Source organism: Streptomyces sp. WG7 (genome assembly GCF_049975785.1).
In the GTDB taxonomy this organism is placed as follows: Bacteria; Actinomycetota; Actinomycetes; order Streptomycetales; family Streptomycetaceae; genus Streptomyces.
In genome coordinates, this window is the sequence record NZ_JBNGGE010000013.1 from 40,357 (window position 1) to 64,105 (window position 23,749).

22 protein-coding genes are annotated in these 23,749 nt (G+C 74.1%); 9 read left to right on the forward strand and 13 right to left on the reverse strand.

Translation table 11 applies throughout. From position 1 onward, the window contains the following. Nucleotides 1-104 precede the first annotated feature (104 nt). Genes ACP4J0_RS15990 through ACP4J0_RS16000 form a run of 3 tightly spaced genes read right to left on the reverse strand, consistent with a single transcriptional unit; the run spans nucleotide 105 to nucleotide 1,690 of the window. Nucleotides 105-929, reverse strand: a complete 825-nt coding sequence (locus tag ACP4J0_RS15990; protein WP_426599338.1) for a rod shape-determining protein — start codon at nucleotides 927-929, stop codon at nucleotides 105-107. Beyond that, complete coding sequence (locus ACP4J0_RS15995) at nucleotides 926-1,306, reverse strand: TraR/DksA family transcriptional regulator (protein ID WP_426599456.1); 381 nt, start codon at nucleotides 1,304-1,306, stop codon at nucleotides 926-928. The genes ACP4J0_RS15990 and ACP4J0_RS15995 overlap by 4 nt, the downstream gene beginning before the upstream one ends. Nucleotides 1,307-1,363: 57 nt before the next feature. Next, complete coding sequence (locus tag ACP4J0_RS16000; protein WP_426599457.1) at nucleotides 1,364-1,690, reverse strand: TraR/DksA family transcriptional regulator; 327 nt, start codon at nucleotides 1,688-1,690, stop codon at nucleotides 1,364-1,366. A 377-nt stretch (nucleotides 1,691-2,067) separates the two neighbouring features. Here ACP4J0_RS16000 and ACP4J0_RS16005 point away from each other — a divergent pair, with 377 nt between their 5' ends. From ACP4J0_RS16005 to secD, 4 genes are all read left to right on the forward strand, one after another. After that, a complete protein-coding gene (locus ACP4J0_RS16005) occupies nucleotides 2,068-3,021 on the forward strand; it encodes a HAMP domain-containing sensor histidine kinase (protein ID WP_426599458.1) in 954 nt (317 codons plus the stop codon). A 2-nt stretch (nucleotides 3,022-3,023) separates the two neighbouring features. Then, a complete protein-coding gene (locus ACP4J0_RS16010) occupies nucleotides 3,024-3,752 on the forward strand; it encodes a response regulator (RefSeq protein WP_426599339.1) in 729 nt (242 codons plus the stop codon). A gap of 195 nt (nucleotides 3,753-3,947) precedes the next feature. After that, nucleotides 3,948-4,397: a hypothetical protein gene (locus ACP4J0_RS16015; protein ID WP_426599340.1), complete on the forward strand. Its 450-nt coding sequence runs from the start codon at nucleotides 3,948-3,950 to the stop codon at nucleotides 4,395-4,397. Nucleotides 4,398-4,482: 85 nt separating this feature from the next. Continuing rightward, nucleotides 4,483-6,927 (forward strand): protein translocase subunit SecD, encoded by a 2,445-nt coding sequence (gene secD / locus ACP4J0_RS16020; protein ID WP_426599341.1) that lies wholly within the window; start codon nucleotides 4,483-4,485, stop codon nucleotides 6,925-6,927. Nucleotides 6,928-7,088: 161 nt separating this feature from the next. On the opposite strand, the gene ACP4J0_RS16025 is transcribed toward secD, so the two are convergent. Then, on the reverse strand, nucleotides 7,089-7,916 hold the full coding sequence (locus tag ACP4J0_RS16025) for a GntR family transcriptional regulator (RefSeq protein ID WP_426599342.1): 828 nt from the start codon (nucleotides 7,914-7,916) through the stop codon (nucleotides 7,089-7,091). A gap of 167 nt (nucleotides 7,917-8,083) precedes the next feature. Between ACP4J0_RS16025 and ACP4J0_RS16030 the strand changes: the two genes are divergently transcribed. Beyond that, nucleotides 8,084-8,929 (forward strand): (2Fe-2S)-binding protein, encoded by an 846-nt coding sequence (locus ACP4J0_RS16030; protein ID WP_426599343.1) that lies wholly within the window; start codon nucleotides 8,084-8,086, stop codon nucleotides 8,927-8,929. Nucleotides 8,930-9,219: 290 nt separating this feature from the next. After that, nucleotides 9,220-10,263, forward strand: coding sequence for a DUF2637 domain-containing protein (locus ACP4J0_RS16035; protein ID WP_426599344.1), 1,044 nt, complete (start codon nucleotides 9,220-9,222; stop codon nucleotides 10,261-10,263). A gap of 106 nt (nucleotides 10,264-10,369) precedes the next feature. Here ACP4J0_RS16035 and ACP4J0_RS16040 read toward each other — a convergent pair whose 3' ends face one another. The 3 genes from ACP4J0_RS16040 to ACP4J0_RS16050 form a co-directional block, all read right to left on the reverse strand. Beyond that, nucleotides 10,370-10,753, reverse strand: a complete 384-nt coding sequence (locus ACP4J0_RS16040) for an ATP-binding protein (protein WP_426599345.1) — start codon at nucleotides 10,751-10,753, stop codon at nucleotides 10,370-10,372. A gap of 225 nt (nucleotides 10,754-10,978) precedes the next feature. Next, on the reverse strand, nucleotides 10,979-12,721 hold the full coding sequence (locus ACP4J0_RS16045) for a pyruvate dehydrogenase (RefSeq protein WP_426599346.1): 1,743 nt from the start codon (nucleotides 12,719-12,721) through the stop codon (nucleotides 10,979-10,981). 28 nt (nucleotides 12,722-12,749) lie between these two features. After that, nucleotides 12,750-14,018: a protein phosphatase 2C domain-containing protein gene (locus ACP4J0_RS16050; RefSeq protein ID WP_426599347.1), complete on the reverse strand. Its 1,269-nt coding sequence runs from the start codon at nucleotides 14,016-14,018 to the stop codon at nucleotides 12,750-12,752. Nucleotides 14,019-14,963: 945 nt separating this feature from the next. Between ACP4J0_RS16050 and ACP4J0_RS16055 the strand changes: the two genes are divergently transcribed. Together ACP4J0_RS16055 and ACP4J0_RS16060 are read left to right on the forward strand one after the other, a co-directional pair. Further along, a complete protein-coding gene (locus tag ACP4J0_RS16055; RefSeq protein ID WP_426599348.1) occupies nucleotides 14,964-15,947 on the forward strand; it encodes a helix-turn-helix domain-containing protein in 984 nt (327 codons plus the stop codon). A gap of 99 nt (nucleotides 15,948-16,046) precedes the next feature. Next, nucleotides 16,047-16,529: a DUF456 domain-containing protein gene (locus ACP4J0_RS16060; protein ID WP_426599349.1), complete on the forward strand. Its 483-nt coding sequence runs from the start codon at nucleotides 16,047-16,049 to the stop codon at nucleotides 16,527-16,529. Here the strand turns inward: ACP4J0_RS16060 and ACP4J0_RS16065 are convergent. The 4 genes from ACP4J0_RS16065 to ACP4J0_RS16080 all read right to left on the reverse strand — a co-directional run bounded on the left by ACP4J0_RS16065 (nucleotide 16,518) and on the right by ACP4J0_RS16080 (nucleotide 21,167). Beyond that, complete coding sequence (locus ACP4J0_RS16065; RefSeq protein ID WP_426599350.1) at nucleotides 16,518-17,042, reverse strand: methylated-DNA--[protein]-cysteine S-methyltransferase; 525 nt, start codon at nucleotides 17,040-17,042, stop codon at nucleotides 16,518-16,520. The genes ACP4J0_RS16060 and ACP4J0_RS16065 overlap by 12 nt on opposite strands. After that, complete coding sequence (locus ACP4J0_RS16070) at nucleotides 17,039-18,562, reverse strand: DNA-3-methyladenine glycosylase 2 family protein (RefSeq protein WP_426599459.1); 1,524 nt, start codon at nucleotides 18,560-18,562, stop codon at nucleotides 17,039-17,041. Before ACP4J0_RS16070 ends, ACP4J0_RS16065 begins: the two co-directional genes overlap by 4 nt. Before the next feature lie 71 nt (nucleotides 18,563-18,633). Beyond that, a complete protein-coding gene (rsgA, locus tag ACP4J0_RS16075) occupies nucleotides 18,634-19,746 on the reverse strand; it encodes a ribosome small subunit-dependent GTPase A (protein WP_426599351.1) in 1,113 nt (370 codons plus the stop codon). A gap of 530 nt (nucleotides 19,747-20,276) precedes the next feature. Further along, the gene (locus ACP4J0_RS16080) at nucleotides 20,277-21,167 is read right to left on the reverse strand and encodes an NAD(P)-dependent oxidoreductase (RefSeq protein WP_426599352.1); all 891 of its coding nucleotides are present in this window, start codon (nucleotides 21,165-21,167) and stop codon (nucleotides 20,277-20,279) included. Between the two features lie 186 nt (nucleotides 21,168-21,353). Here ACP4J0_RS16080 and ACP4J0_RS16085 point away from each other — a divergent pair, with 186 nt between their 5' ends. Continuing rightward, entirely contained in the window at nucleotides 21,354-22,445 is a 1,092-nt protein-coding gene (locus tag ACP4J0_RS16085) for a GlxA family transcriptional regulator (protein WP_426599460.1), read from the forward strand. A gap of 181 nt (nucleotides 22,446-22,626) precedes the next feature. Here ACP4J0_RS16085 and ACP4J0_RS16090 read toward each other — a convergent pair whose 3' ends face one another. Then, the gene (locus tag ACP4J0_RS16090; RefSeq protein ID WP_426599353.1) at nucleotides 22,627-23,280 is read right to left on the reverse strand and encodes a hypothetical protein; all 654 of its coding nucleotides are present in this window, start codon (nucleotides 23,278-23,280) and stop codon (nucleotides 22,627-22,629) included. Then, nucleotides 23,277-23,687 (reverse strand): hypothetical protein, encoded by a 411-nt coding sequence (locus tag ACP4J0_RS16095; protein ID WP_426599354.1) that lies wholly within the window; start codon nucleotides 23,685-23,687, stop codon nucleotides 23,277-23,279. The genes ACP4J0_RS16090 and ACP4J0_RS16095 overlap by 4 nt, the downstream gene beginning before the upstream one ends. Nucleotides 23,688-23,749: the final 62 nt, after the last annotated feature.

Sequence of the window (23,749 nt, forward strand, 5' to 3'; positions counted from 1 at the left end):
GGGAGGCCACGTGGAGCCGGGGCCCCAGCCCAACCGGTGAGCCGCCGCGGAGCGGCCGGGACCCGCACACACCGGGTGAGTCGCCGCGGACCGCGGCGGCCGGGTCAGTGCGGGTGCTCGTCCGGTGGGTCCGTGCCCGTGGTCGACGGGTGGGAGTGCGCGGCCTCCAGGAGCTTGGCGGCGCCGCGCACGGCGGCCGTGTGCGGCGCGGGCACGGCACGCAGGGGTACGTGCAGCCTGTCGGTGAGGTGACAGGTGACCTCGGGACGCAGGGCGCCCCCGCCCGCGAGCAGCGGTCCCCTGCTCAGGGCGTCGACGGTGAGGGACGTACTGTCCTGCCGCAGCATCGAGGTCGTCATGTCGGCCACCGCCTCGCCGATCCGCGCGGCCGGGGTGACGTCGTCGATGTCCCCCGTGCCCAGCGCGGTGCGGCGCGCGTCGAAAACAGCGCCGTCCACCAGCAGGACCACCTCGGTCAGATGCGCGCCGATGTCGATCACGAGCAGCGGCCGGGACAGGTCCACGCCCGCCGCGAGGGCCACGGCTCGCGCGCTGGGGACGGTCAGCACGCTGCGCGGGCGCAGCACCTCCACGGCCGTACGGGCCTCGGCCCGGTAGGCGAACCCGTCCAGCACCGGCGCGGTCACCACGACCAGGGGACGGGCGAAGCGGGGCAGGCGGTGGCCGAGCAGCCGGTCGAGCATCCGCGCCGTGCCCTGGGTGTCGACGATGGAGCCGCGCTGGATGGGGTAGACCGCGCCGGTGCCGGGGAAGGTCACCGTCGGCACGTCGAGGATCATTCCGCGCCCGGCGACCCAGGCCCGGGTCCGGGCGCTGCCCATGTCGAGGGCCACGCCGCTGCACTGGCGGCACAGCGGCCACGGGCGGTGCCGGCCCGGGGCGGCGCCGGGCCGGCGGACCACGGTCATCGTCCGGCCTCCCGCACCTGCTGGCAGCGAGCGCAGTAGCGGGCCTGCGGCACGATCAGCAGGCGCTCGCGGTCGACGGGGCGCCGGCACAGATGGCAGATGCCGTAACGGCCCTCGGCCATGCGCTCGAGTGCGGCTTCCACGTCGGCGAGGACCATGCGCGCGGAGGCCGCGAGCTTGACCCGCACCTCGGTCTGCGCGGCGGACCGCCGCTGGATCAGCTCGTCGGCGCGGGACGGGACGGTCGCGATCTGCCGCAACTGCTCCTCGCGGAACAGCCGCTGCTCGTGAAGGCTGTCCCGGAGCGCGGCGAGGTCCTCGGGCGACAGCGGCGACACGAGCGTGTCGCGGTCGCCGATGATCTGGTTGTTCACCACTTCACCCACTTCACCCCTTGGGCAGGGCGGGAGACGAAGACTGGACGGGGACGGTGGTCAGGCGGCGGCGCGGCGCTGGCAGGCGACGCAGTACCGCGTGTACGGGAGGATCTCCAGGCGCTCCCCCGGGACGGGCTTGCCGCAGCCCAGGCAGGTGCCGTAGGTGCCGTCGTCGATACGGGCGAAGGCCTCCTCGATCTCCTTGAGGACCCGCTCGATGGCGGCCTTCTGCGCGGACATCAGCTGGTCGTCCGCCTGGCCGCTCTCCCCGAGGGCCTGCAGCTGGGTCAGCCGGGTGTTGCGGGCGTGTTCGAGGCGCTGGCGTGCCTCGTGGGCGGTCAGCCGCTCGGGGCGGGGTTCGATGCGGGAGGTGTCGAGCGACACGGCGAGTCCTCTTCTCGACAGGGCCTGCTTCTCGGAAGGGCCTGCGGGTACGGCGAGCGCCGGGGCCGAACGGACCCGGTCAGCCTCAACCATGGCCGGGCCGCCGGAGGAAACCCATCGGGCGCGGGCCCCATTTGCCCGGGGACGGAGTATCCACTCGGCGGCGTGCCGGGGCGGCCATATGGGTGTGCCGTGATCCAGAAATGGGGGTCGGTACCCATCGACCCGGCAGGGTCCGGGCGGGCAGGCTGGTCGTTTGCTCTGTCGCGATCCAGGCCGCGGCTCCCACCGAGGAGGGTGCGCGATGACCGACAGTGGAGATGACCGACAGTAGAGGCGTACCAGTCGACGCGTCGCAGAAGGAGGCGTACCCCCCGGTGTCCCTGTTCTGGCGGATCTTCGGGCTCAACGCGGTGGTGCTGGGCTTCGCCACGGCACTGCTGCTGTGGGCTCCGGTGACCGTCTCCGTGCCGGTCCTGCTGACCGAGGCGGTCATCCTGGTGGGCGGCCTGGGCGTCATGCTGGTCGCCAACGGCGCCCTGCTGCGCTGGGGCCTCGCGCCACTGGACCGGCTCACGAAGCTGATGACCACCGTCGACCTGCTGCGCCCCGGCCAGCGGCTGCCGGTGTCCGGCGGCGGTGAGGTCCCCGAGCTGATCCGCACCTTCAACGCCATGCTCGACCGGCTGGAGCACGAGCGGGCCACGAGCACTGCCCGCGTCCTGCTCGCCCAGGAGGAGGAGCGGCGCCGTATCGCGCAGGAGCTGCACGACGAGGTCGGGCAGAGCATGACCGCGATCCTGCTGGTCCTGGGGCGCGCCGCGGACGACGCCGACGAGCCGCTGCGCGGCGAGCTGCACCAGGCGCAGGAGATCACCCGGGAGAGCCTGGACGAGGTCCGCCGCCTGGTGCGCCGGCTGCGGCCCGGGGTACTGGACGATCTCGGTCTGATCAGCGCGTTGTCCTCGCTCACGCACGACTTCGCCACCCACACCGGGCTGCGGGTGGTGCGCCGGTTCGAGTCCGATCTGCCCGTCCTGGACCCCGAGACCGAGCTGGTCCTCTACCGTGTCGCGCAGGAAAGCCTGACCAACGCGGCCCGCCACGCGGACGCCGAGCGGCTGGAGGTGAGCCTCGGCCGGTCCGACGGCGCGGTGACGCTCGCCATCGCCGACGACGGCCGCGGCATCGAGGCGGCGTGCGAGGGCGCCGGCATCCGCGGCATGCGTGAACGGGCCCTGCTCATCGGGGCCGCCCTCGACATCACCTCGGCACCCGGTGCCGGCACCCGCATCCGGCTCACCGCACCCGTATCCAGGAAGCAGCCCTGACCATGCCCGACCCGTCCCTGCCCGAGCCGACCGTGTCCGGCCCGTCCGTGTCCGGCCCGCCCGCGGTGCCCGCGCCCGATCCGGCCAGGATCCGCATCCTGCTCGCCGACGACCACGCGCTGGTGCGTCGCGGCGTACGGCTCATCCTCGACCGGGAGCCGGATCTCGAGGTGGTCGCCGAGGCCGGTGACGGCGCGGAGGCCATCGACATGGCACGGACCCACGCCGTCGACCTGGCGGTCCTGGACATCGCGATGCCCCGGCTGACCGGCCTCCAGGCCGCCCGCGAGCTGGCGGCGCTGAAACCGGGGCTGCGCATCCTGATGCTGACGATGCACGACAACGAGCAGTACCTGTTCCAGGCGCTGAAGTCGGGGGCCTGCGGATACGTGCTGAAGTCCGTCGCCGACCGCGACCTGGTCGCCGCCTGCCGGGCCGCGATGCGTGACGAGCCGTTCCTGTACCCCGGCGCGGTGACCGCGCTGATCCGCAACTACCTCGACCGGGTCCGGCACGGCGAGGAGAGTGCCGACCACATCCTCACGCCCCGCGAGGAGGAGGTCCTCAAACTCGTCGCCGAGGGGCACTCCTCGAAGGAGATCGCCGAGATCCTCTTCATCAGCATCAAGACCGTTCAGCGGCACCGGGCGAACCTCCTGCAGAAACTCGGCCTGCGCGACCGCCTGGAACTGACCCGCTACGCCATCCGGGCCGGACTCATCGAACCCTGACGGGCCCCGGTGCGGCCGGGCCGTCCCCGACACCGGATCCGCCCGGCCCCGCCCGGCCCTGACGGCCCCTCCGAACCCCCGGAGGCGCCGGCCGCCCACTCCCCGGCCGGTGCCCCGGGCTTCCTCTTCGCCCGCCGGGCCGTCAGACTGTCAGCTCACCCGCCACGCCTCACCCACCGCGAAAGGGGACGGTGCATGCGCCCCGCACGCCACACCGCCCCCGCGACTCTTCCCGCCACGGCCCACGCGCCCCTCCCCGCCACCGGTCACCGGCTCGCGGCGGCGCTCACCGTGCTGCTGGCCGTCCTGCTGGCCCTGGTCCCGGCCGGGCCCGCGGCGGGCGCTCGGGGCGCCGTCTTCGGGCCGGTCCCGGTGCCCGCGGCGACGACCGTCCCGCATCCGGGCACCGGCTACCACGCCGACGACGGCTGTGCCACCGCCTGCGCCGCCCAGGCCAGGTCCCGTCACGACCACCTCGCCGAACGTCCGGCGCCCCCGGACCGTCTCGCCGTCACCACGCGCTTCACCGGCGCCGCGCCCGCCGCTCGCGGGCGGACCACGGCGCCGTCCGGCGCCGTGCCCGTCTCCCCCGGCCGCACGAGCCACGACCGCGTGCGGGCTCCTCCTGTCTCCTCCGGCACCTGAGACACCCGCCCTTCCACCTTCTTCCACCTTCTTTCGCCGCGGCCGCGCTGGGCCGCTGCCGCGGCGTGCCCGCCGGAGGCCCGTGTTGAAACGTTCCCGTCCCCGCTCCCGTCCCCACTCCCTGAGGGGGCGTGCGCTCGTCGCCCTCCTGGTGATGGCCGGAGCCGTGGCCATCGCCCTGACCATGCCGATCCGCCTCGGACTCGACCTGCGCGGCGGCACCCAGATCGTGCTGGAGACCAAGTCCACCGAAACCACCAAGGCCGACCGGGAGGCCACCGACCGCACCGTGGAGGTGCTGCGCGGCCGTATCGACGCACTCGGCGTCGCGGAGCCGACCATCGTCCGCTCCGGTGACAACCGCGTCGTCGTCGAACTGCCCGGCGTACAGGACCCGAAGAAGGCGGCCGACGTGCTGGGCCGCACCGCGCAGCTCACCGTCCACTCGGTGCTCGGCCCGGCCGAACCCGAGGGAGCGGCCACCGGGAACGACGCCAAGGCCGACGACGCCAAGGCCGACGACGCCAAGGCCGACGACGCCAAGGCCGATGCCCCCAAGGCCGACGACGCCGAGACGTCCTCCGGCACGGACGGTGAGCGGGTCCTGCCGGACGAGTCCGGCCTGTCCCTCCGTCTCAAGGAGGCCACGCTGACCGGGCAGGACGTCGAGGGCGCCGACGCCCGCTTCGACCAGCAGGGCGGCGCGGGATGGCACGTCACCGTCGACTTCAAGGACGCGGGCAGTGACCGCTGGGCCAAGGTGACCGGCGAGGCCGCCTGTCACCCGGCCGGCGATCCGCAGCGCCGGGTCGCCATCGTGCTCGACAACAAGATCATCTCCTCGCCGCAGGTCGACCCGTCGGTGGCCTGCGGGGCCGGCATCGCCGGTGGCTCCACGCAGATCACCGGTTCCTTCGACGACGCCGAGGCCCGCGAGCTGGCCCTGCTCGTCAAGGGCGGCGCCCTGCCCGTACCGGTCGAGACCATCGAGCAGCGCACCATCGGCGCGACCCTGGGCGACGAGGCCATCTCGGCCGGCGCCTGGGCCGCCGTCATCGGCACCGCGCTGACCGGGCTGTTCATCATCGTCGTCTACCGGCTCATGGGCGTCCTCGCGACCGTGGCCCTGCTCTGCTACGGCCTGATCGCCTACGCCGCCCTGGCCGCGATCGGCGCCACCCTGACCCTTCCCGGCCTGGCCGGATTCGTCCTGGCCATCGGCATGGCGGTGGACGCCAACGTCCTCGTGTTCGAACGGGCCCGCGAGGAACAGGCCGCCCGTACCCGGCCGAGCACGCGCTCGTCGCTGACCGCCGGTTTCCGCAGTGCCTTCAGCGCGATCGCCGACTCCAACACCACCACGCTGATCGCCGCCGCCCTGCTGTTCTTCCTGGCCTCGGGCCCGGTGAAGGGCTTCGGCGTCACCCTGGGCATCGGCGTGCTCGCCTCCATGGTCAGCGCCCTGGTGATCACCCGGGTGCTCGCCGAGTTCGCCGCGAGCCGCCCGTCGGTCTTCCGCCGCCCGCACATCACCGGCATCTCGACCACCGGCCCGGTCCGCGACGCCCTGCTGCGCCGCGACCCGTTCCTGATGCGCCGGCCGCGCCGCTGGCTGGCCGCCTCCGCCGTCGTCCTCGTGGTGGCCGGCTCCGGCATCCTGGTCCGCGGCCTGAACTTCGGCATCGAGTTCACCGGCGGACGGCTCATCGAGTACTCCACGGCCACCCAGGTCGACGCCGACCGGGCGCGGGACGCCCTCGCCGACGCGGGCTTCCCCCGTGCGGTCGTCCAGTCCTCCGGTGACAGTGACCTCACCGTGCGCACCGAGAAGCTGACCAACGCCGAGGCGGAGACCGTCGCCAAGACCATCGGCGAGCTGGGCGGCGAGACGGAGAAGGTCCGCGACGAGCTGATCGGCCCCAGTCTGGGCGAGGAGCTGCGGAAGGACGCCCTGATCGCCCTGGCCCTGGCCCTGGCCGCCCAGCTGCTGTACCTCGCCGTCCGTTTCCGGTTGCTGTTCGGCACCGCGGCGGTCGGCGCGCTCGCCCACGACGTGGTCATCCTGGTCGGCGTGTTCGCCTGGCTGGGCAAACCGATCGACGGGGTCTTCCTGGCCGCGCTGCTCACCGTGATCGGCTACTCGGTCAACGACTCGGTCGTCCTCTTCGACCGCATCCGGGAGCTGCTCGCCGGCCGGGACCGGAAGACGCCGTTCGCCCGGCTCACGAACCAGGCGATCCTGCAGACCCTGCCGCGTACGGTCAACACGGGTATGGGCGCGGTGCTCATCCTCGCCTCGCTGGCCCTGCTCGCCGACGACTCGCTCACCGACTTCGCCCTCGCCCTGCTGATCGGCGTGGGGGTCGGCACGTATTCCTCGGTGTTCACCGCCTCTCCGCTGGCCATCGAGATGTACGACCGCGGCAGCGGATCGCGCCCCGCACGCCGCAAGGGCCGGGCCGCGGCCACGGCCGGGGCCGCGGAGAGGAAGGTGCCGGCGAGCCGCACCGAACGGGAGGAGGTCGGGTAGAGGCAACACCCGCGGCGCCGCACCCGCGGCGCCGCGTTCGGACACCGCGGTCAGAGCACCGGGCTCAGGACACCGCGTTCAGAACGCCGGCCTCAGGACACGGGCTCAGGACGCCGCGTTCAGAGCACCAGGTTCAGGACGCCGCGTTCAGAGCACCGCGTTCAAGGCGCCCCGGTGTAGTGCTCCCCCACCAGGGCCCGCACCACGTCCAGGTCGCCGGCGATCAGCGCGTCGAGCAGCGCCGTGTGTTCGTGGGCGTCGGCGATCAGGTCGGCCCGCCCCCGTACCGCGGGGGCGCCGGCCGGCGGCCACTGGGCGCGGCGGTGCAGGTCACCGGCGATCCGGACGAGCTGGTCGTTGCCGGCCAGCGCCAGCACCGCGCGATGGAAGGCGCGGTCGGCCTCGGCGTACGTGGCCGGGCAGCCGGACGACGCGGCCCGGACGGTGGCCTCGGCGAAGGGGCGCAGCTCCGCCCAGCGCTCGGCGGGCACCGTACGGGCCAGGCGGAGCATCACGGGGACCTCGATCAGGGCCCGGACCTCGGCGAGCTCGGCCAGTTCCCGGTCGCCGCGCTCGACGACGCGGAAGCCGCGGTTGGGGACGACCTCGACGGCGCCCTCCAGGGCGAGCTGCTGCATGGCCTCCCGTACGGGCGTGGCGGAGACGCCGAACCGCTCGCCGAGCGCGGGCGCCGAGTAGACCTCGCCGGGGCGCAGCTCACCGGAGACCAGCGCCGTGCGCAGGGCGTCGAGGACCTGCCCGCGCACGGAGGAACGCTGGACGAGGGCGCGCGGGCGGGGCGGGGGAGGTTCGCTGTGCGTGTGTTCGCCGCGCGCGGCCCCGACCGGCTCCCCGGCACCCCGTGCCCGTGCCCGGTCCGTGTCCCCGGCGCCGGGCGGCGCCGGGACCCGCACCGGCCGGGCGGCGCCGGCGGATGTACCGGTCCGCCCGGTGCCCGTCCCGGCCGCATCCTGCGCGCTCGGTCTCACGGGTCCTCCTGAGGGACGTGTCGGTACTTGGGGTCATTACGGCGGGTTGTCGCTTGTCCGTCAAGCACCATAAGGGCACGGGCCGTCAGTTCAAATCCCGAGGATCTTCGGTAAGGTAAGGCTTACCTGAAACTGCCCGTTGCTCCGACGTGGATCGGTGGTCCCGCATGCCTGTCACCCGCTCGGCCTTCACGGACGCCTACGCGCGTCTGTCCGAGGTCCTCCCGGGGCTGGGCGTCACCGAGCTGGACGCGGGCCACGAGGTCCCGCGCGGCGGCGGATGGGTCGGCGCCGCCTCGCTCGCGGCGGGCGGGGCGGAGCTGGAGGCCTTCCTCGCCTGGGACGACGCCCAGGTGCTGCGGGACTACGGGCAGCGGGCCCGGCCGGACGTGGTCGCGAGCTTCGGGCTGCACCGGTACGCGTGGCCGGCCTGCCTGCTCATCACCGTGCCGTGGTTCCTGCACCGCCGGGTGCCCCGCTGTCCCGTGACCGACGTCGCGTACGACCGCTCCGCCGCCGGCCTCCCCCTCGGCCGCATGGCCGTGCGGCCGGCCGGCTTCGCCTGTCTGCCGGGGGATCCGGCCGCGACGCTGCCCGGCGCCCGGGTGGTCGCCGACGAGGAGGCGCTGCGGACCGAGGTACGGGCCGCCGTCGCCGAGCACCTGGAGCCGGTGCTGGCCGGGTTCGGACCACGCATGCGACGGCGCGGACGCGCCCTGTGGGGCATGGCGACCGACGAGGTCGTCGAGGGCCTGTGGTACGTCGCCCATCTGCTCGGCGAGCAGGAGCGGGCACGGCACGAGCTGGAGCTGCTGCTGCCGGGCGCGACCAAGCCGTACGTCGGCGATGCCGCGTTCCGGGAGCTGAAGGGGCCGGACGGCGAACCGCTGCACACCCGGGACCGGGCGAGCTGCTGCATGTTCTACACGCTGCGCCCCGAGGACACCTGCGCCACCTGCCCGCGCACCTGCGACGCGGACCGCGTCAACAAGCTCCTCGCCACGGCGAGTTGATCCTCACCGGGCACGCTCTCGCGCGACCGTCCCCGGGATCGTCGACTAAGATCACCGACGTCGTTCACACATCCCTCACGCGTGGCGGGAACTTTCCGCGGAACCACACGTACGGGTAGTCTTATTCGAACTCAACTCCCGCCCCTCACGCGGCAGTTCGAGCAGAACGTCGCCTTGGGCACCCCCTCGCACTCTCTTGGCGGCCTCTTGCCCCGAAACCCCCTGAGGGCCGCTGGGTTTGGGCCACCATGGCGGGCGTTACGCCCTATCCCAATGCAAGGGACCCCTAGATGAGATTGACCGACATATCGCTGAACTGGCTGCTTCCGGGCGCCGTGCTGCTCCTGGGCATGCTGGCGGCGGTGGCGGTGCTCGCGCGTGGCAAGCGTTCCTCGGGGAAGGACGCGGGCGCGGACGACTCGTGGGAGCGCATGGAGGAGCGCCGCAGGCGCAAGGAAGCCCTCTACGGCAGCGTCTCCTATGTCCTGCTCTTCTGCTGCGCCGCGGTCGCCGCGGCGCTCTCCTTCCACGGTCTGGTCGGCTTCGGCGAGCAGAACCTCGGTCTGAGCGGCGGCTGGCAGTACCTGGTCCCGTTCGGACTCGACGGGGCGGCGATGTTCTGCTCCGTCCTCGCGGTGCGCGAGGCCAGCCACGGTGACGCGGCGCTCGGCTCCCGCATACTCGTGTGGACCTTCGCGTTCGCGGCGGCCTGGTTCAACTGGGTGCACGCGCCCCGCGGCATCGGTCACGCGGGTGCCCCCCACTTCTTCGCCGGCATGTCCCTGTCGGCGGCGGTGCTGTTCGACCGGGCTCTGAAGCAGACCCGCCGGGCCGCCCTGCGCGAGCAGGGTCTGGTGCCGCGTCCGCTGCCGCAGATCCGCATGGTCCGCTGGCTGCGGGCTCCCCGGGAGACGTACCGTGCCTGGTCGCTGATGCTCCTGGAGGGCGTGCGCAGCCTCGACGAGGCGGTCGAGGAGGTGCGCGACGACAGGCGTCAGAAGGAGGAGAAGAAGCTGCGGCGGCGCGAGCAGGAGCGCCTGGAGCGGGCACAGCTGAAGGCGATCAGCCGGGGCCACGGTCCCCGGGGCATCCTCGGCCGTGGAGTCGAGGTCGAGGTGCAGCAGGTGGAACGGGGCACCGAACGCGCCGCCGCGGAGCCTGCCATATCCACGCCGGAGCCACTGCCCGTGGGCGGGCGTCCCTCCCTGCAGCCCGTGCGTCGCGGAGCTGACCAGGTCACCGTCGACCTCACCGCGGAGGACGACACCCAGGCCCTGCCGCGCCTCGACTCCCTGGAGCGCAAACTCAAGGACCTGGAGCAGCAGTTCGGCTAGAGGCGACCGCGGTCATCGGCCAATCGGTCATCGGCCATCGGCCATCGGCCATCGGGAACCGTCGCCCGGGCAAGGGGCGTGACCAGATGTCACGCCCCTTCGTCATTCACGCGGCCTCGGCGTCCAGTCGGAACCAGACCGACTTGCCCACCCCGTGCGGCCGTACGCCCCACGCGTCCGCGAGGGACTGCACCAGGACCAGTCCCCTGCCGTTCGTGCTCTCCTCCGGCTCGGCAGACCGCGGCCGGGGCAGCCCGCCGACGAAGTCCCGTACCTCGACCCGCAGTCCGTCCGGTTCCACCGTCGCCGTCAGGACCGCGTCGTCGTCCGTGTGGACGAGCGCGTTGGTGACCAGTTCGCTGGTGAGCAGTTCGGCGATCTCCGACCGTCCGGGCTTGCCCCAGTGCCGCAGCAGGTCGCGCAGCGCCCGGCGCGCCTCGGGCACCGCCCTCAGGTCCGCCTGCCCGAGTCTGCACCTGAGCTGTGGCACCGCCCGCCTCTTCCTGTCCCCCGTCCGCGTGCCGATGTCCGTTTCCTTCCGCTCGACGTCCCTCGAACACGTTCACGGGGGAATCCTTGCCCGGCTGGGTCCCGGGCAGTCATGTCGCACGCTCAACGACCGGTTGTTCGGCCACGGAGCGGCCGAACTGGCCGGTTCCCGCCGGGTGGACGACGGGAATGCGACGGAAATGCGGCAGGGACGTCCGGTCAGGCCCTACGGTCGCGGCACGTTGCGCAGGTTCGACCGGGCCATCTGGACCATGCGTCCGACACCGCCGTCCAGGACGATCTTCGAGGCGGACAGTGCGAAGCCGGTGACCATGTCGGCGCTGATCCTGGGCGGGATGGACAGGGCGTTGGGGTCGGTGACGACGTCGACGAGGGCCGGCCCCTTGTGCTTGAACGCGGCCTTCAACGCCCCGGCCAGCTCCTTGGGCTTCTCCACCCGCACCCCGAAGGCGCCGCAGGCCTCGGCGACGGCGGCGAAGTCGGGGTTGACGTTGGCCACGCCGTGCGAGGGCAGGCCCGCGACCAGCATCTCCAGCTCGACCATGCTGAGCGAGGAGTTGTCGAAGAGGACGACTTTCACCGGCAGGTCGTGCTGGACGAGGGTGAGGAAGTCGCCCATCAGCATGGTGAACCCGCCGTCACCGGACATGGAGACCACCTGCCGGCGCCGGTCGGTGAACTGGGCGCCGATCGCCATCGGCAGCGCGTTCGCCATCGAGCCGTGCGAGAACGACCCGATGATGCGGCGCCGCCCGTTGGGCGAGACGTAGCGGGCGGCCCAGACGTTGCACATGCCGGTGTCGACGGTGAACACGGCGTCGTCGTCGGCCATCTCGTCGAGCACGGCGGCGACGTACTCGGGATGGATCGGCACGTGCTTGTCGACCTTGCGGGTGTACGCCTTGACCACGCCCTCCAGGGCGTCCGCGTGCTTCTTCAGCATCCGGTCGAGGAAGCGGCGGCTCTTCTTCTCCTTCACCCGCGGGATCAGGCAGCGCAGGGTCTCCTTCGCGTCGCCCCACACCGCGAGGTCCAGCTTGGAACGCCGGCCCAGGTGCTCGGGCCGGACGTCGATCTGCGCGATCTTCACGTCGTCGGGCAGGAAGGCGTTGTACGGGAAATCCGTGCCGACCAGGATCAGCAGGTCGCACTCGTGGGTGGCCTCGTAGGCCGCGCCGTACCCGAGCAGCCCGCTCATCCCGACGTCGTACGGATTGTCGTACTGGATCCACTCCTTGCCGCGCAGGGCGTGCCCCACCGGCGACTTGATCTTCCCGGCGAACTCCATGACCTCGGCGTGCGCACCCGCCGTGCCGGCGCCGCAGAACAGGGTGACCTTGTCGGCGTCGTCGATCAGCCGCACCAGCCGGTCGATCTCCTCGTCGCCGGGCCGGACGGTCGGCCGGGAGGTGACGAGTGCCGTCTCGGCGGCCTTCTCCGGCGCGGGCTCGTCGGCGATGTCGCCGGGCAGGGAGACGACGCTGACGCCGCCCTGGCCGACGGCGTGCTGGATGGCGGTCTGGAGCAGCCGCGGCATCTGCTTCGGGCTGGAGATCAGCTCGCTGTAGTGGCTGCACTCGCGGAACAGCTGGTCGGGGTGGGTCTCCTGGAAGAAGCCGAGGCCGATCTCGCTGGACGGGATCTGCGAGGCGAGGGCGAGGACGGGGGCCGCGGAGCGGTGGGCGTCGTAGAGGCCGTTGATGAGGTGGAGGTTGCCGGGGCCGCAGGAGCCGGCGCACGCGGTGAGCTTCCCGGTGATCTGGGCCTCCGCCCCGGCGGCGAAGGCTGCGGTCTCCTCGTGCCGCACGTGCACCCACTCGATGCCGGAGTGGCGGCGCACCGCGTCCACGACCGGGTTGAGGCTGTCGCCGACGACTCCGTAGAGGCGTTCGACCCCGGCACGGGTGAGGATGTCGACGAACTGTTCCGCGACGTTCTGTTTGGCCATGGCTCCAGCTATGGCACAGCGAGCGGCGTCACGCCTCCCAGACGGCGGCGGCCGTACGGTCGTCGGCGTAGCCCTTGACCCGGACGCCGCTGTCGGCGAGGAACTCCGCGAGGCCGGGCGGGGTGCGTCCGGCCCATCGCCGTGCGAGGAGTTCACCCAGCTCGGGCTCGCTCAGCAACGGCTCGGCGAGGCCCGCGGTGCACATCAGGAGCACATCACCCGGGCGGGCTACGGAGGCGCGGAAGCGGAACGGCTCGCGTGGTGGTCCGGCGAGCGGTTCGCCGTTCGGGCCGGGTGGTGGGGGGATGCCGAGGTCCATGGTGAGCCGGTCGCCGCCGCGCGTCCCGTTCGGCGCCTCGCCCCGCTTGCCGTCCGGCCTGCCACCCGGTGCCGAGCCGAACCCGACGACGGGTTCGCCCGTGACGTCGCCGGCGCTCGGCTCCATGTCCCGCCAGGCGCCGTCCCGCAGCCGGAACAGTCCGCCCGCGCCGACGCCGAAGAACACCCGCGTACGGCACTCGGGGTCGGCGGGCAGCAGCAGACAGCGCAGGGTGGCCGCGTACTCCTCCGGGTCCAGGCCCTGTTCGGCGGCGCCGGCCCGGAGCCTGCCGAGGCTGCGGTCGGTGAGGCGGTGCAGGCCGGACTTGAGGTCGCCGCGCCGGGCGGCCCGCAGGTCCTCGGCGAGCCGGTCCCGGCTGCGGCCCACCGCCCGCCCGATCCACCGGCACACCTCGGCGGCGGCGAGGTGCGCCCCGGCGGTCGCGCGGGCACCCGTCGCCATCGCCACCAGGATCAGTGCCTGCTCCCCCGCGCCGAAGCGGGCCACGAGCAGCGCGTCGCGCCGCGGGTCGCCCCGGTACCGCGCGGAGTCCCCCCGTACGGACACGGCCCGCAGCGTGCAGGTCCCGTACCGGGCGCCGTCCAGCACGGTGTCCGCCACCAGCCCGTCGAGCCCGTCCGGGTCGGCGGGCGGCAGCGCGGTGGGCTCGGCGTCGTAGGTGGGCGGCCCGGAACCGACGTAGTCACACGTGGAGGGCGAAGCGTCGCCGTTGCCGTACCGGGCCGCCTGCGTGGGCAGCGGCTCCGGAGGCTGGGACGGGAGGAAGGGCGGCGGGAGCGGGGGCAGACCGGGGCTGGTCCTGGGCGGGGGCGGTGGTGCGCCGGGGGCCGACCGGGCGGAGGGGAGGGGGGTGGCGGGGGGTTCCGTGAGATCGGCGGGGCCGGTCCCCCGGGTGGTGCGGCCGTGCGGTCCCGGTCGGTGCCCGGCCGGTCGCGGAGGCGGCGGGGCGGGCCGCACGGGGTCGGGCTGCCGCTCGGCTGACGGTTGTGGGGTGCCGGGCTGCCGATCGGCTGGCGGCTGTGGAGGGCCGGACTGCCGCTCGGCTGACGGCTGTGGAGTGCCGGGCTGCCGCTCGGCTGCGGGCCCTACGGGACCGGGCTGCCGCTCGGCTGCGGGCCGTGGAGTGCCGGGCCGTTCCCTGCCGGACGGCCTCGCCCCGGACGGCCGTCCGGGTTCCGGCGGGAAGTCGTCCGGCGGGAAGCTCACCGGGCCGGCGGGTGCGGCGGGCGGCGGTTCCCAGGGGGCCCGCGGCCGGGGCGGGCCGGGAGAGCCCGGCGCGGCGCCGCCGCGGAGGCCTTCGTTGACGTCCGGTGAAGCCGCTGGAGCTGGAGCGTCCGGACCCGCGGTACGGGGGCCTGGGATGCCGGCGGGCGGCGCCGCCCGCCAAGGGGGCCGGTCCCCGGCCGGAGGCGGTTGCGGCGGTTGCGGCTCCTCCCGGGTGTCCTGGTCCGGCCGGCCGGACACCGTCCCCGCCGCCGAGGCGAAGCGGTCGTCCAGGGAATCGGGTGCGGCCGTGGGGCCGGTGTCGTCGGTGGAGTCGTCGTACAGCTGCGCCCACCAGTCGTCGTCATGACCGGCGGGCCTTCCCCCCTGCTGACTCATGCCCCTGATTGTCCACCGCCGGAGCCGTATGAAAACGGTGCATCCGGAAAATCCGGGCGCACCGGCGCGCGCCGGACGGCGTGTCGGGGGACACCTCGAACGATGGTGCGAGGCGGGTGCGAGGTGGGGTGGCCGAGCGGTCCCACCCCCCACGGGAGAACCGCCCGGCGACGCCACATTGGCAGAGTGACCGACGGTACGGCGATGATGTCCGCGGGCGGGTTCCCGCCGTGGCCGTTTTCCGCCACGGCGGCTGCGCGCGGGTGATGGTGGGTTTGTTCTCGGGGAGGGGCGACGTTGGTGCTGGGAGTGCTGGGGCTGGAGGACGCGCACGAGTCGGCGTACCGGGCGCTGGTGTCCGTGGGCGCCGCCGACGTGCCGGATCTCGCCCGTCGGCTGGCGCTCGGTGAGCAGGACACCGAGCGGGCCCTGCGCCGGCTGGAACAGAACGGGCTCGCGGCCCAGTCCTCGGCCCGGCCCGGCCGCTGGGTCGCCGCGCCGCCGGGAGTGGCGCTGGGCGCGCTGCTCACCCAGCAGCGGCACGAGCTGGAGAAGGCGGAGCTGGCGGCGGCGCTGCTGGCCGAGGAGTACCGGGCGGCGGCGGCCGAACCCGCCGTGCACGACCTGGTGGAGGTGGTGACCGGCGCCGCGGCGGTCGCCCAGCGCTTCTTCCAGCTCCAGCTGGCGGCGAGCGAGGAGGTGTGCGCGCTGGTCACCGGCACCCCGGTCGCCGTCACCGGCATGGAGAACGACGCGGAGGAACAGGCCACCGGACGCGGGGTGCGCTACCGGGTCGTGGTCGAGCGGTCGGTACTGGACAAGCCGACCGGCATCACGGAGCTGACCGCCGCGCTGGGCCGCGACGAGCAGGTGCGGGTGGTGGACCGGGTGCCGACCAAGCTGGTCGTCGCCGACCGGTCCCTCGCCCTGGTGCCGCTCACCGCGCGCTCCTCGGAGCCGGCCGCGCTGGTCGTGCACGCCAGTGGCCTGCTGGAGCTGCTGTCGGGCCTGTTCGAGTCGGTGTGGCGGGACGCGCTGCCGCTGCGGCTCGGCGCGTCCGGCGTCAGCGAGCACGGACCGGACGGGCCCGACGAGACCGACCTGGAGATCCTCTCCCTGCTGCTGGCCGGCCTGACCGACGCGAGCGTCGCCAAACAGCTCGACCTGGGCCTGCGGACCGTACAGCGGCGGGTGAAGCGCCTGATGGAGCTGACCGGGGTGACGACCCGGCTCCAGCTGGGCTGGCACGCGTACGAGCGGGACTGGGTGGCCCGGAAACGCTGAACCGGCCCCACCGGCCCCCACCCGCCCCGCCCGCACCGCCCGCCTCGTCCGCTCCGCCGGGCGGCTGCGCCGCGCACCCGTCTCCGGCACCCTGGACAGATGGGAGCGTGGGACCTCCTGCTGTCCGGCCTGGTCATTCTGCTCGGGCTGTGCGGCGTGCTGCTCCCGGGCATGCCCGGGGCGTGGCTGGTGTGGGCCGGGGTCCTGTGGTGGGCGTTGAAGGACCCGCGGCCTGTCGCGTGGGCCGTGCTCGTCGGCGCCACGGTCGTCCTGCTCCTGTCCCGGGCGGTGCGCTGGACGCTGCCGCCCCGGCGGCTGGGCGGGGACGACGCCACCCGCCGGGTGACGGCGTACGCGGGTGCGGGCGCCCTCCTCGGCTTCGTCCTGGTCCCCGTGCTCGGCGCGATCCCCGGCTTCGTGGGCGGCGTCTACCTCGCCGAACGGCTGCGGCTCGGCCGGCACGGCGAGGCGGTGGCGGCGCTGCGCACGGCGATGCGCTCGGGCGGCTCCAGCGTGCTGACGGAACTGTTCGCCTGCCTGCTGATCACCGGGGCGTGGCTGGGCGCGGTGCTAGCGGGCTAGCGCGGCGCCCTCCAGGGCGAGCAGCCGCGTCTTGCGTTCCAGACCTCCCGCGTACCCCGTCAGGGAGCCGTCGGCGCCGATCACCCGGTGGCAGGGGCGCAGGATGAGCAGCGGGTTGGCGCCGATCGCGCCGCCCACGGCGCGTACCGCGGGCCGGGAGGCCCCGATGCGCGCGGCGATCTCGCCGTAGGTGGTGGTCGTCCCGTAGGGCACGGCGTCCAGGGCGTCCCACACGCGCTCCCGGAAGGCGGTGCCCTCGGCGCGCAGCGGCAGCCGGAACTCCGTCAGCTCCCCGGCGAAGTAGGCGGCGAGCTGCTCCTCGGCCGCCCGGAAGGGCCCCGCGTCGTGCCGCCAGCCGTCCTGGACGCTCCGGCCGCCCTTCTGCCCGGGTACGGACAGGGAGGTGAGCGTCCCGTCCGGGCCGGCGGTGAGGAGCAGCCGGCCGACGGGGCTGTCGGTCTCCGTCCAGTACGTGCTGGTCGTGGTGGTCGTGGTCGTGGTGGTCGTCGTCATCGGTGCTGCTCCCACTCTCCTGCTGCGCGCAGGTGGTTCAGGGCGTACGAGCGCCAGGGGCGCCAGGTGTCGGGCACGGCCGGCCCGGGCGGGGCGACGTCCGGGTCGCCGAGGGCGCGGGTGCGCACGACGGCGGCCGTGCGGGCGTCCAGGCCGGGCACGGTGAGCAGCGCGCGCTCGGCGTCGTCCCGGTCGGCGCCCGGGTCCAGGCGTACGGTGCCGTCGGCGAGGGCCGCGGCGAGCGCGCCCGGGGTGCCGTGCGGCTCTGCCCCGGCGAGGACGGCCGGTTCGGGGAAGAGGTGGGTGAGGGTGCCGCACGGCGCGTCCAGCGTCTTGCCGTACCGCCGCACCAGCCGCTCGGCCTCCGCCCGCCCGGCCACGGTCCGGACGGCGAGTTCGTCGGGGTCGGCGGTGCCCGGTGAGCGCAGCCCGGGGCGGGCGGCGACCAGCGGGCCCAGCCGGGGGTCGGCGCCGAGTCGCTCGTCGACGGCGTACGGGTCGGCGTCGAGGTCGAACAGCCGGCGCAGCCGTTGCACGGCGGTGGTCAGGTCGCGGAGGTCGGTGAGATGGAGGCGGGCGGCGAGCCAGCCGCCGCTGCCGGTGCGTGGTCCGCCCGGCCGTTCGTCGACGGCGACGATCCCCGTGCCGTACGGGAGGCGCAGGGTGCGCCGGTAGACGCGGTGGCCCGGGGGGCCGCTCATCTCCTCGACTCCGGCGACGGCCTCCCGCTGGAGCAGGTCGAAGACGGGCCCGGACTGGTAGGGGCCCCGGTGGGCGAGCCGCAGCGGGATGCCCGCGGAGGGCGTGGCCGACCGCCGGGAGGCCCGGTCGCGTGCCGGTGCGGCGGCGCGCAGCGCGCTCGGGGTGGCCGCGTAGACGGCCCGGACCGTGTCGTTGAACTGCCGCACGCTGGCGAACCCCGACGCGAACGCGATCTCGGTGACCGGCAGGCCGGTGGTCTGCAGCAGGACCCGCGCGGTGTGCGCCCGCTGGGCGCGGGCCAGGGCCACGGGTCCGGCGCCGAGCTCGGCGGTGAGCTGCCGCTGCACGTGGCGGGCGCTGTATCCGAGCCGGCCGGCGAGTCCGGCGACGCCCTCGCGGTCGACGACGCCGTCGCCGATCAGCCGCATGGCCCGGCCGACGACGTCGGCGCGGACGTTCCAGTCCGCCGAGCCCGGCACGGCGTCCGGACGGCACCGCCGGCAGGCCCGGAACCCCGAGCTCTGCGCGGCGGCGGCCGTCGCGTAGAACCGCACGTTGTGCCGCTTCGGCGTGACCGCCGGGCAGCTGGGCCGGCAGTAGATGCCGGTCGTCTCGACGGCGAAGAAGAAGGCACCGTCGAACCGGGCGTCCCGGCTGCGGACGGCCTCGTACCTGCTGTCCTCGGACGCCGTCCTGCCCTCGGACGCCGTCCTGTCCTCGGGCGCCCTGCCGTCCCCGTGCGCCCTGCCGTCCCCGTGCGCCCTGCCGTCCTCGGGCGCGGTCCTGTCCTCGGGCGCCCGGTGCTCCGCGGTCTCCATCACACCGTCCAGTCTCCGCCAGGCCGGAGACCCGGGCTGGCGGAAATCGGACATGGCGTTCGGCGGGACGGCTACCGCACGCGGCCCCGCTTGGCCTCCATCGCCGCCTTGCCGATGGCGCCCCGGCGCTTCCACTCCTTGCGGATCTCGGCCCGCAGCCGGGCATCGGTCTTGGCGACGATGCGCTGGTTCTCCCGCATGAGCTTGCGGTAGCTCTCCAGGCGCCGCACGGACAGCTCACCGGTGTCGATGGCGGCGGCGACGGCGCAGCCCGGCTCGCTCTCGTGGGCGCAGTCGTGGAACCGGCAGTCGCCGGCCAGCTCCTCGATCTCGGCGAAGACCTGCCCGACCCCGCTCCCCGCGTCCCAGAGCCCGACGCCCCGCAGGCCGGGGGTGTCGATCAGCACTCCCCCGCCGGGCATGACGAGGAGGTTGCGGGTGGTGGTGGTGTGCCGGCCCTTGCCGTCGACGTCCCGGATGGCCTGTACCTCCATGGCGTCCTCGCCCAGCAGCGCGTTGGCGAGGGTGGACTTGCCCGCGCCGGACTGCCCGAGCAGCACCGCCGTACCGCCGGAGACGACGGCGCCGAGGACGTCGAGCCCTTCCCCGTGCGCGGCGCTGACGGACAGCACCGGCACGCCGGGCGCGGCGGTCTCCACGTCCTGGACGAGGTGCGCCAGGGTCACCGGGTCGGGGACGAGGTCGGCCTTGGTGAGCACGACCAGGGGCTGCGCCCCGGACTCCCAGGCGAGCGCGAGGAAGCGTTCGATCCGGGCGAGGTCGAGTTCGGCGGCGAGCGACACGGCGACGATCGCGTGGTCGACGTTGGCCGCGAGGATCTGCCCCTCGGACCGCTTGGAGGAGGTGGAGCGCACGAAGGCCGTACGGCGCGGCAGGTACGTCCGTACGTAGCGCGGGTTGCCGTCCGGTTCGACGGCGGCCCAGTCGCCGGTGCAGACGACGCGCAGGGGGTCGTGCGGAGTGACGAAGGCGGTGTCGGCCCGCAGGACTCCGCCGGCGGTGACGACGTCGCACTGCCCGCGGTCGACCCGGACGACCCGGCCGGGCAGCAGCCCTTCGGCGGCGTACGGGGCGAACGCGTCGGCCCAGTCCTCGTCCCAGCCGTACGGCACGAGCGGATGCGAGGAGGACGGGAACGAGCTCGGGAGAGAGGAGAAAGACAAGGGGTGACCCTTCACAGGGGTGGCCCCGGCACCGCGCTCACGAGCGCGGGAAGGAGTGAGGTCAGCCGGCGGCCACGGAGGTGGACTTGACGAACTTCCGGATGCGGGCAACGCCCATCGCAACGACAGCCATCGGTCGACACCTCCCAGATCGGTCACACACATCGAACAGTGGCGGCAGAGCGGCCACGGGAACGGACACAACCCTAGCCACCCTCCCGGGGACGCACCAGCGATTTACCGGCGCCGCGCTTCGGTGCGGCGGGGTCACACGGCCCGCGGTCGACGCGCGGCACGGGGCCGGGCACGAGACCGCACTCGCCGACGCTGCCCCGGACGGGCGGCGAACCGGAACAGGCCGGGCTGCTCCGGACGGGCGGCGAACCGGAACAGACCGGGCTGCTCCGGACGGGCGATGAACCGGAACAGGCCAGGAGCGACTCGACGCGCACCTCTCTGCCCGGGGCCCGTCACGCCCGGCGGGAGCCGCCGGGTGTGGCGGGCCGTCCGTCGGCCGCCCGGCCCTGTGCTCAGCCCCTCTCGCTCGGCTTGCGCAGGACTTCGATCACACCGGCGTAGCTGTCGGAGCCGTGGCCGGCTGCCTTTGCCCGTTCCATCATCGACTTGAGGAGCGCCGGCAGCGAGGTGTCGACGCCTCGGGCCTGCGCGGCGTGGACCAGGTGCTCGATGGTCGCGATCTGTACGTCGATGGTGGCGTCGTCGCCCGGGTAACGCCCGGCATCCACCTGCGGCGCGTACGTGGTCATGAAACCGGTGACCGCGGTGAGCCAGCGGATGGCGACGGGGGTGAACGCGGCGGCGTCGACGCCGTCGGCTCCGGCCAGGGCCGTCCCGTGCAGCCAGCCGGTCAGCGTCGACCACATGAGCCCGAGCAGGGCCGCGTCGTAGAGGGACGCGAGGCCGGGATCGGTGCCGAGGTACACCGGGTCGCCCAGCGCCTCCAGAACCCCGCGGTGCCTGTCGAGGACGGTCGGCGAGCCGCTGTAGAGGAACATCATGCTCGGGTCGCCGACGCCCGGCGGGGTCGTCATGATCCCGCCGTCCAGGTGGTCGGCCCCGTGCGAGCGCAGCCACCCGTCCAGCTCGCGGGCCTGCTCGGCGCTCCCGGAGGTGACGTTGACCACCGCGCGGCCGTCGAGGGCACCGGCAGCGGGGTCCAACACGCCGCGCAGCACGTCGTAGTCGAAGAGACAGGGGATCGTCAGCCGGCTCGCGGCAATGGCCTCTTCGGGAGTGGCCGCCGGCCGAGCGCCTCGGTCGACCAGGGCGCGGGCCTTGTCGGGCGTGCGGTTCCACACGGTGACGGAGTGCCCCCGGTCGAGCAGTGCGGTGGCGAGTGCGGAGCCCATGGACCCGAGTCCGATGACGGTGACGGCCTGCTGTTCGTTGGTGCTGGACATGCTTCAACTCCTGCTGATTCCGTGATGTCCGAGGTGGGCGTGGCCCGGTTCGCCGTGCACCTGGGAGTGCCGCCCATCGGTCCCACCACGCTCGCAGGGCGGGCCGGTCCGGGACAGTGACAGCAGTGACAGCGACCACCAAAATCGTGCCGTTACGCTGGCGGGGTGAGCGTTGGTTCAGTCGCCGTGGTCGTGACCGAGGAGATCGACGTCCCCGCCTGGGACCTCTACGAGTTGAGCATTCCGTGCACGGTCTTCGGCAAGCCGCAGCCCGACCTGGCGGATCCCTGGTACGACTTCCGCCTGTGCAGCCTCGGCGACGGGGGCGCCGGGCCGGAGGGCGAGCGGCCGGGCCCGTCCGGGTTCTCGGTCCGCACCCCGTACGGCATCGACGACATCGTGGGCGCCGACACCGTCATCGTCCCGTCCGTGCCCGACGCCTGCGTCGACGAGGGCCGGCCCCTGCCGCAGGGGCTCGTCACCGCGCTGCGCCGGGCGTACGACGCGGGGGCCCGTGTGGTCTCCCTGTGCAACGGCGCCTTCGCGCTCGCCGAGGCGGGGCTTCTCGACGGCCGCCGCGCCACCGCGCACTGGATGCACGCGGCCCAACTCGCCGAGCGGTACCCGAAGGTGGAGGTGGACGACTCGGTCCTGTACGTGGACGAGGGCAACGTCCTGACGAGCGCCGGGCTCACCGCGGGTCTCGACCTGTGCCTGCACCTCGTACGCCGTGACCTCGGCGCGCACGTCTCCAACCAGCTGGCCCGCCGCATGGTCGTCCCCGCCCACCGCCCCGGCGGGCAGGCGCAGTTCATCGACATGCCGATGCCCGCGACCGACGACGCCGGCCTCGCCCCGGTACTCGCATGGGCCCGTGCCCACCTGAACGAACCACTGACCATCGAGGGCCTGGCCCGGCGCGCGGCCCTGAGCCCGCGCACGTTCTACCGCCGCCTCCAGGCCGCCGGCGGGACCACACCCCTGCAGTGGCTCCTCAACGAACGGCTCACCCTCGCCCGCAGCCTCCTCGAATCCACGACCCTGCCCATCGAGCAGATCGGCACCGTCACCGGCCTCGGCACCGCGAACAACTTCCGCCACCACTTCCGCAAGCACGTCGGCGTCTCTCCCAACCAGTACCGACGAGCCTTCCCGCCACCCCGCGCACAGCGGGGTGACGTGACACCCGGCTCCCCTCCCCCTCCGAGCGAGGCCGTGCGCCTTGGCCCGGCCGGGGACGGGCTCACGGCCGCGCCCGAAGATCCCGAGGCTCCTTGAACAGGGCGTCCTCGGGCGAGCAGGCCACAGCGTTCGATCCGGGCGCGGCCGAGCTCGGCCGCGAGCTCCACGGCGGGCCGGGGCAGGCGGTGCGGGGCAGGCGGTGCGGGGCAGGCGGTGCGGCGGGCACGGACGGGACGGCCGACGCGCGGTGCGCTCCGTGCGGCCCCGAGGGCCCCTCTCACCGGCTCGCCCCGGCCGCCGGGCAGACGTCGACGGGGCCCAGGGAGACGATGTCCGCCAGACGCACCGTCACCTCGCCCGTCTCCGTCTTGAGTACCAGTCCGCCGTCGGTGACCCGCAGGGACTGCCCGCAATGGGCGGCCGAGGAGGTCCGCACGAGCAGCCGCGGCCCCTCCTGGACCGGGCCGTACCAGGTGAGCGCGACCGCTCCCACCAGCGCCGCACCGCAGACCAGGGTGAGGAGCACGCCCAGCCGCAGCGCACGCACGGCGCGCAGTGTCTCCACGTGCGCGTCCGCCCGGAGCCGGGCGGCCGGTGCGGTGTCCGGCGCGAGGGAGACCATGCCGGGCGCGCCGTGGGCCGCGCGCAGCAGCAGGAGGGCGCCGGCCGTGCCGCACACCAGGGAGACCAGGAGCGCACCGCCGACCAACGCACCGTAGGGCGCGGCGAGTTTGCTGACGTCGGTCCGTCCCTTGATCAGGCCGAAGCCGAGCAGCCCGACGAAGAGGCCGGCCAGTCCGTGCCGCCAGGCGTACGCGGCCTCCCGGACGCGGGGCAGTTCGGCGGCCAGCAGGTCCACGGTCCGGCGGGCCGCGTCGCGGTCGGAGGGCGTCGCCGGGGGTCCGGGAACGACGCGCCGGCCGGCCGTCACACGCGCTCCAGCCGTACGTTCCAGTAGGCGCCGCAGCCGGTCTCGCCCTCCGGGCGGCCGGGATGCGCGGTCTCGCACGTGCAGATGACCGGGATGCCGTCCGCGCGGCGCGACGGTCCGCGGAACGCGCGCCGGACGTGGAGGTAGGTGCACGCGCATCCGCACCGCGGGCACCGTCCGCTGAGCACCAGCGTCTCCTGGTTGACGGGCACGACGTCCAAGGCGTCCGTGTACGTCGACGCGTAGTCGGCCCGCGTCGTCTCCCGGTAGGCGACGGGCTCCCGGGCTCCCGGCGTCGAGCCGGCCGGATCCGGACCGGACTGAGCCTGACCGGCCGGATCCGGACCGGCCGGAGTTTGGCCGGCCGTGTCGGTGCCCGTGTCCGCGTCCGCGTCCGCGTCCGCCATGTGTGCCTCCTCGCACCACCACGTGCCTGCCGGGCACGCGTCGGCCCGGATACCCGCCAGGA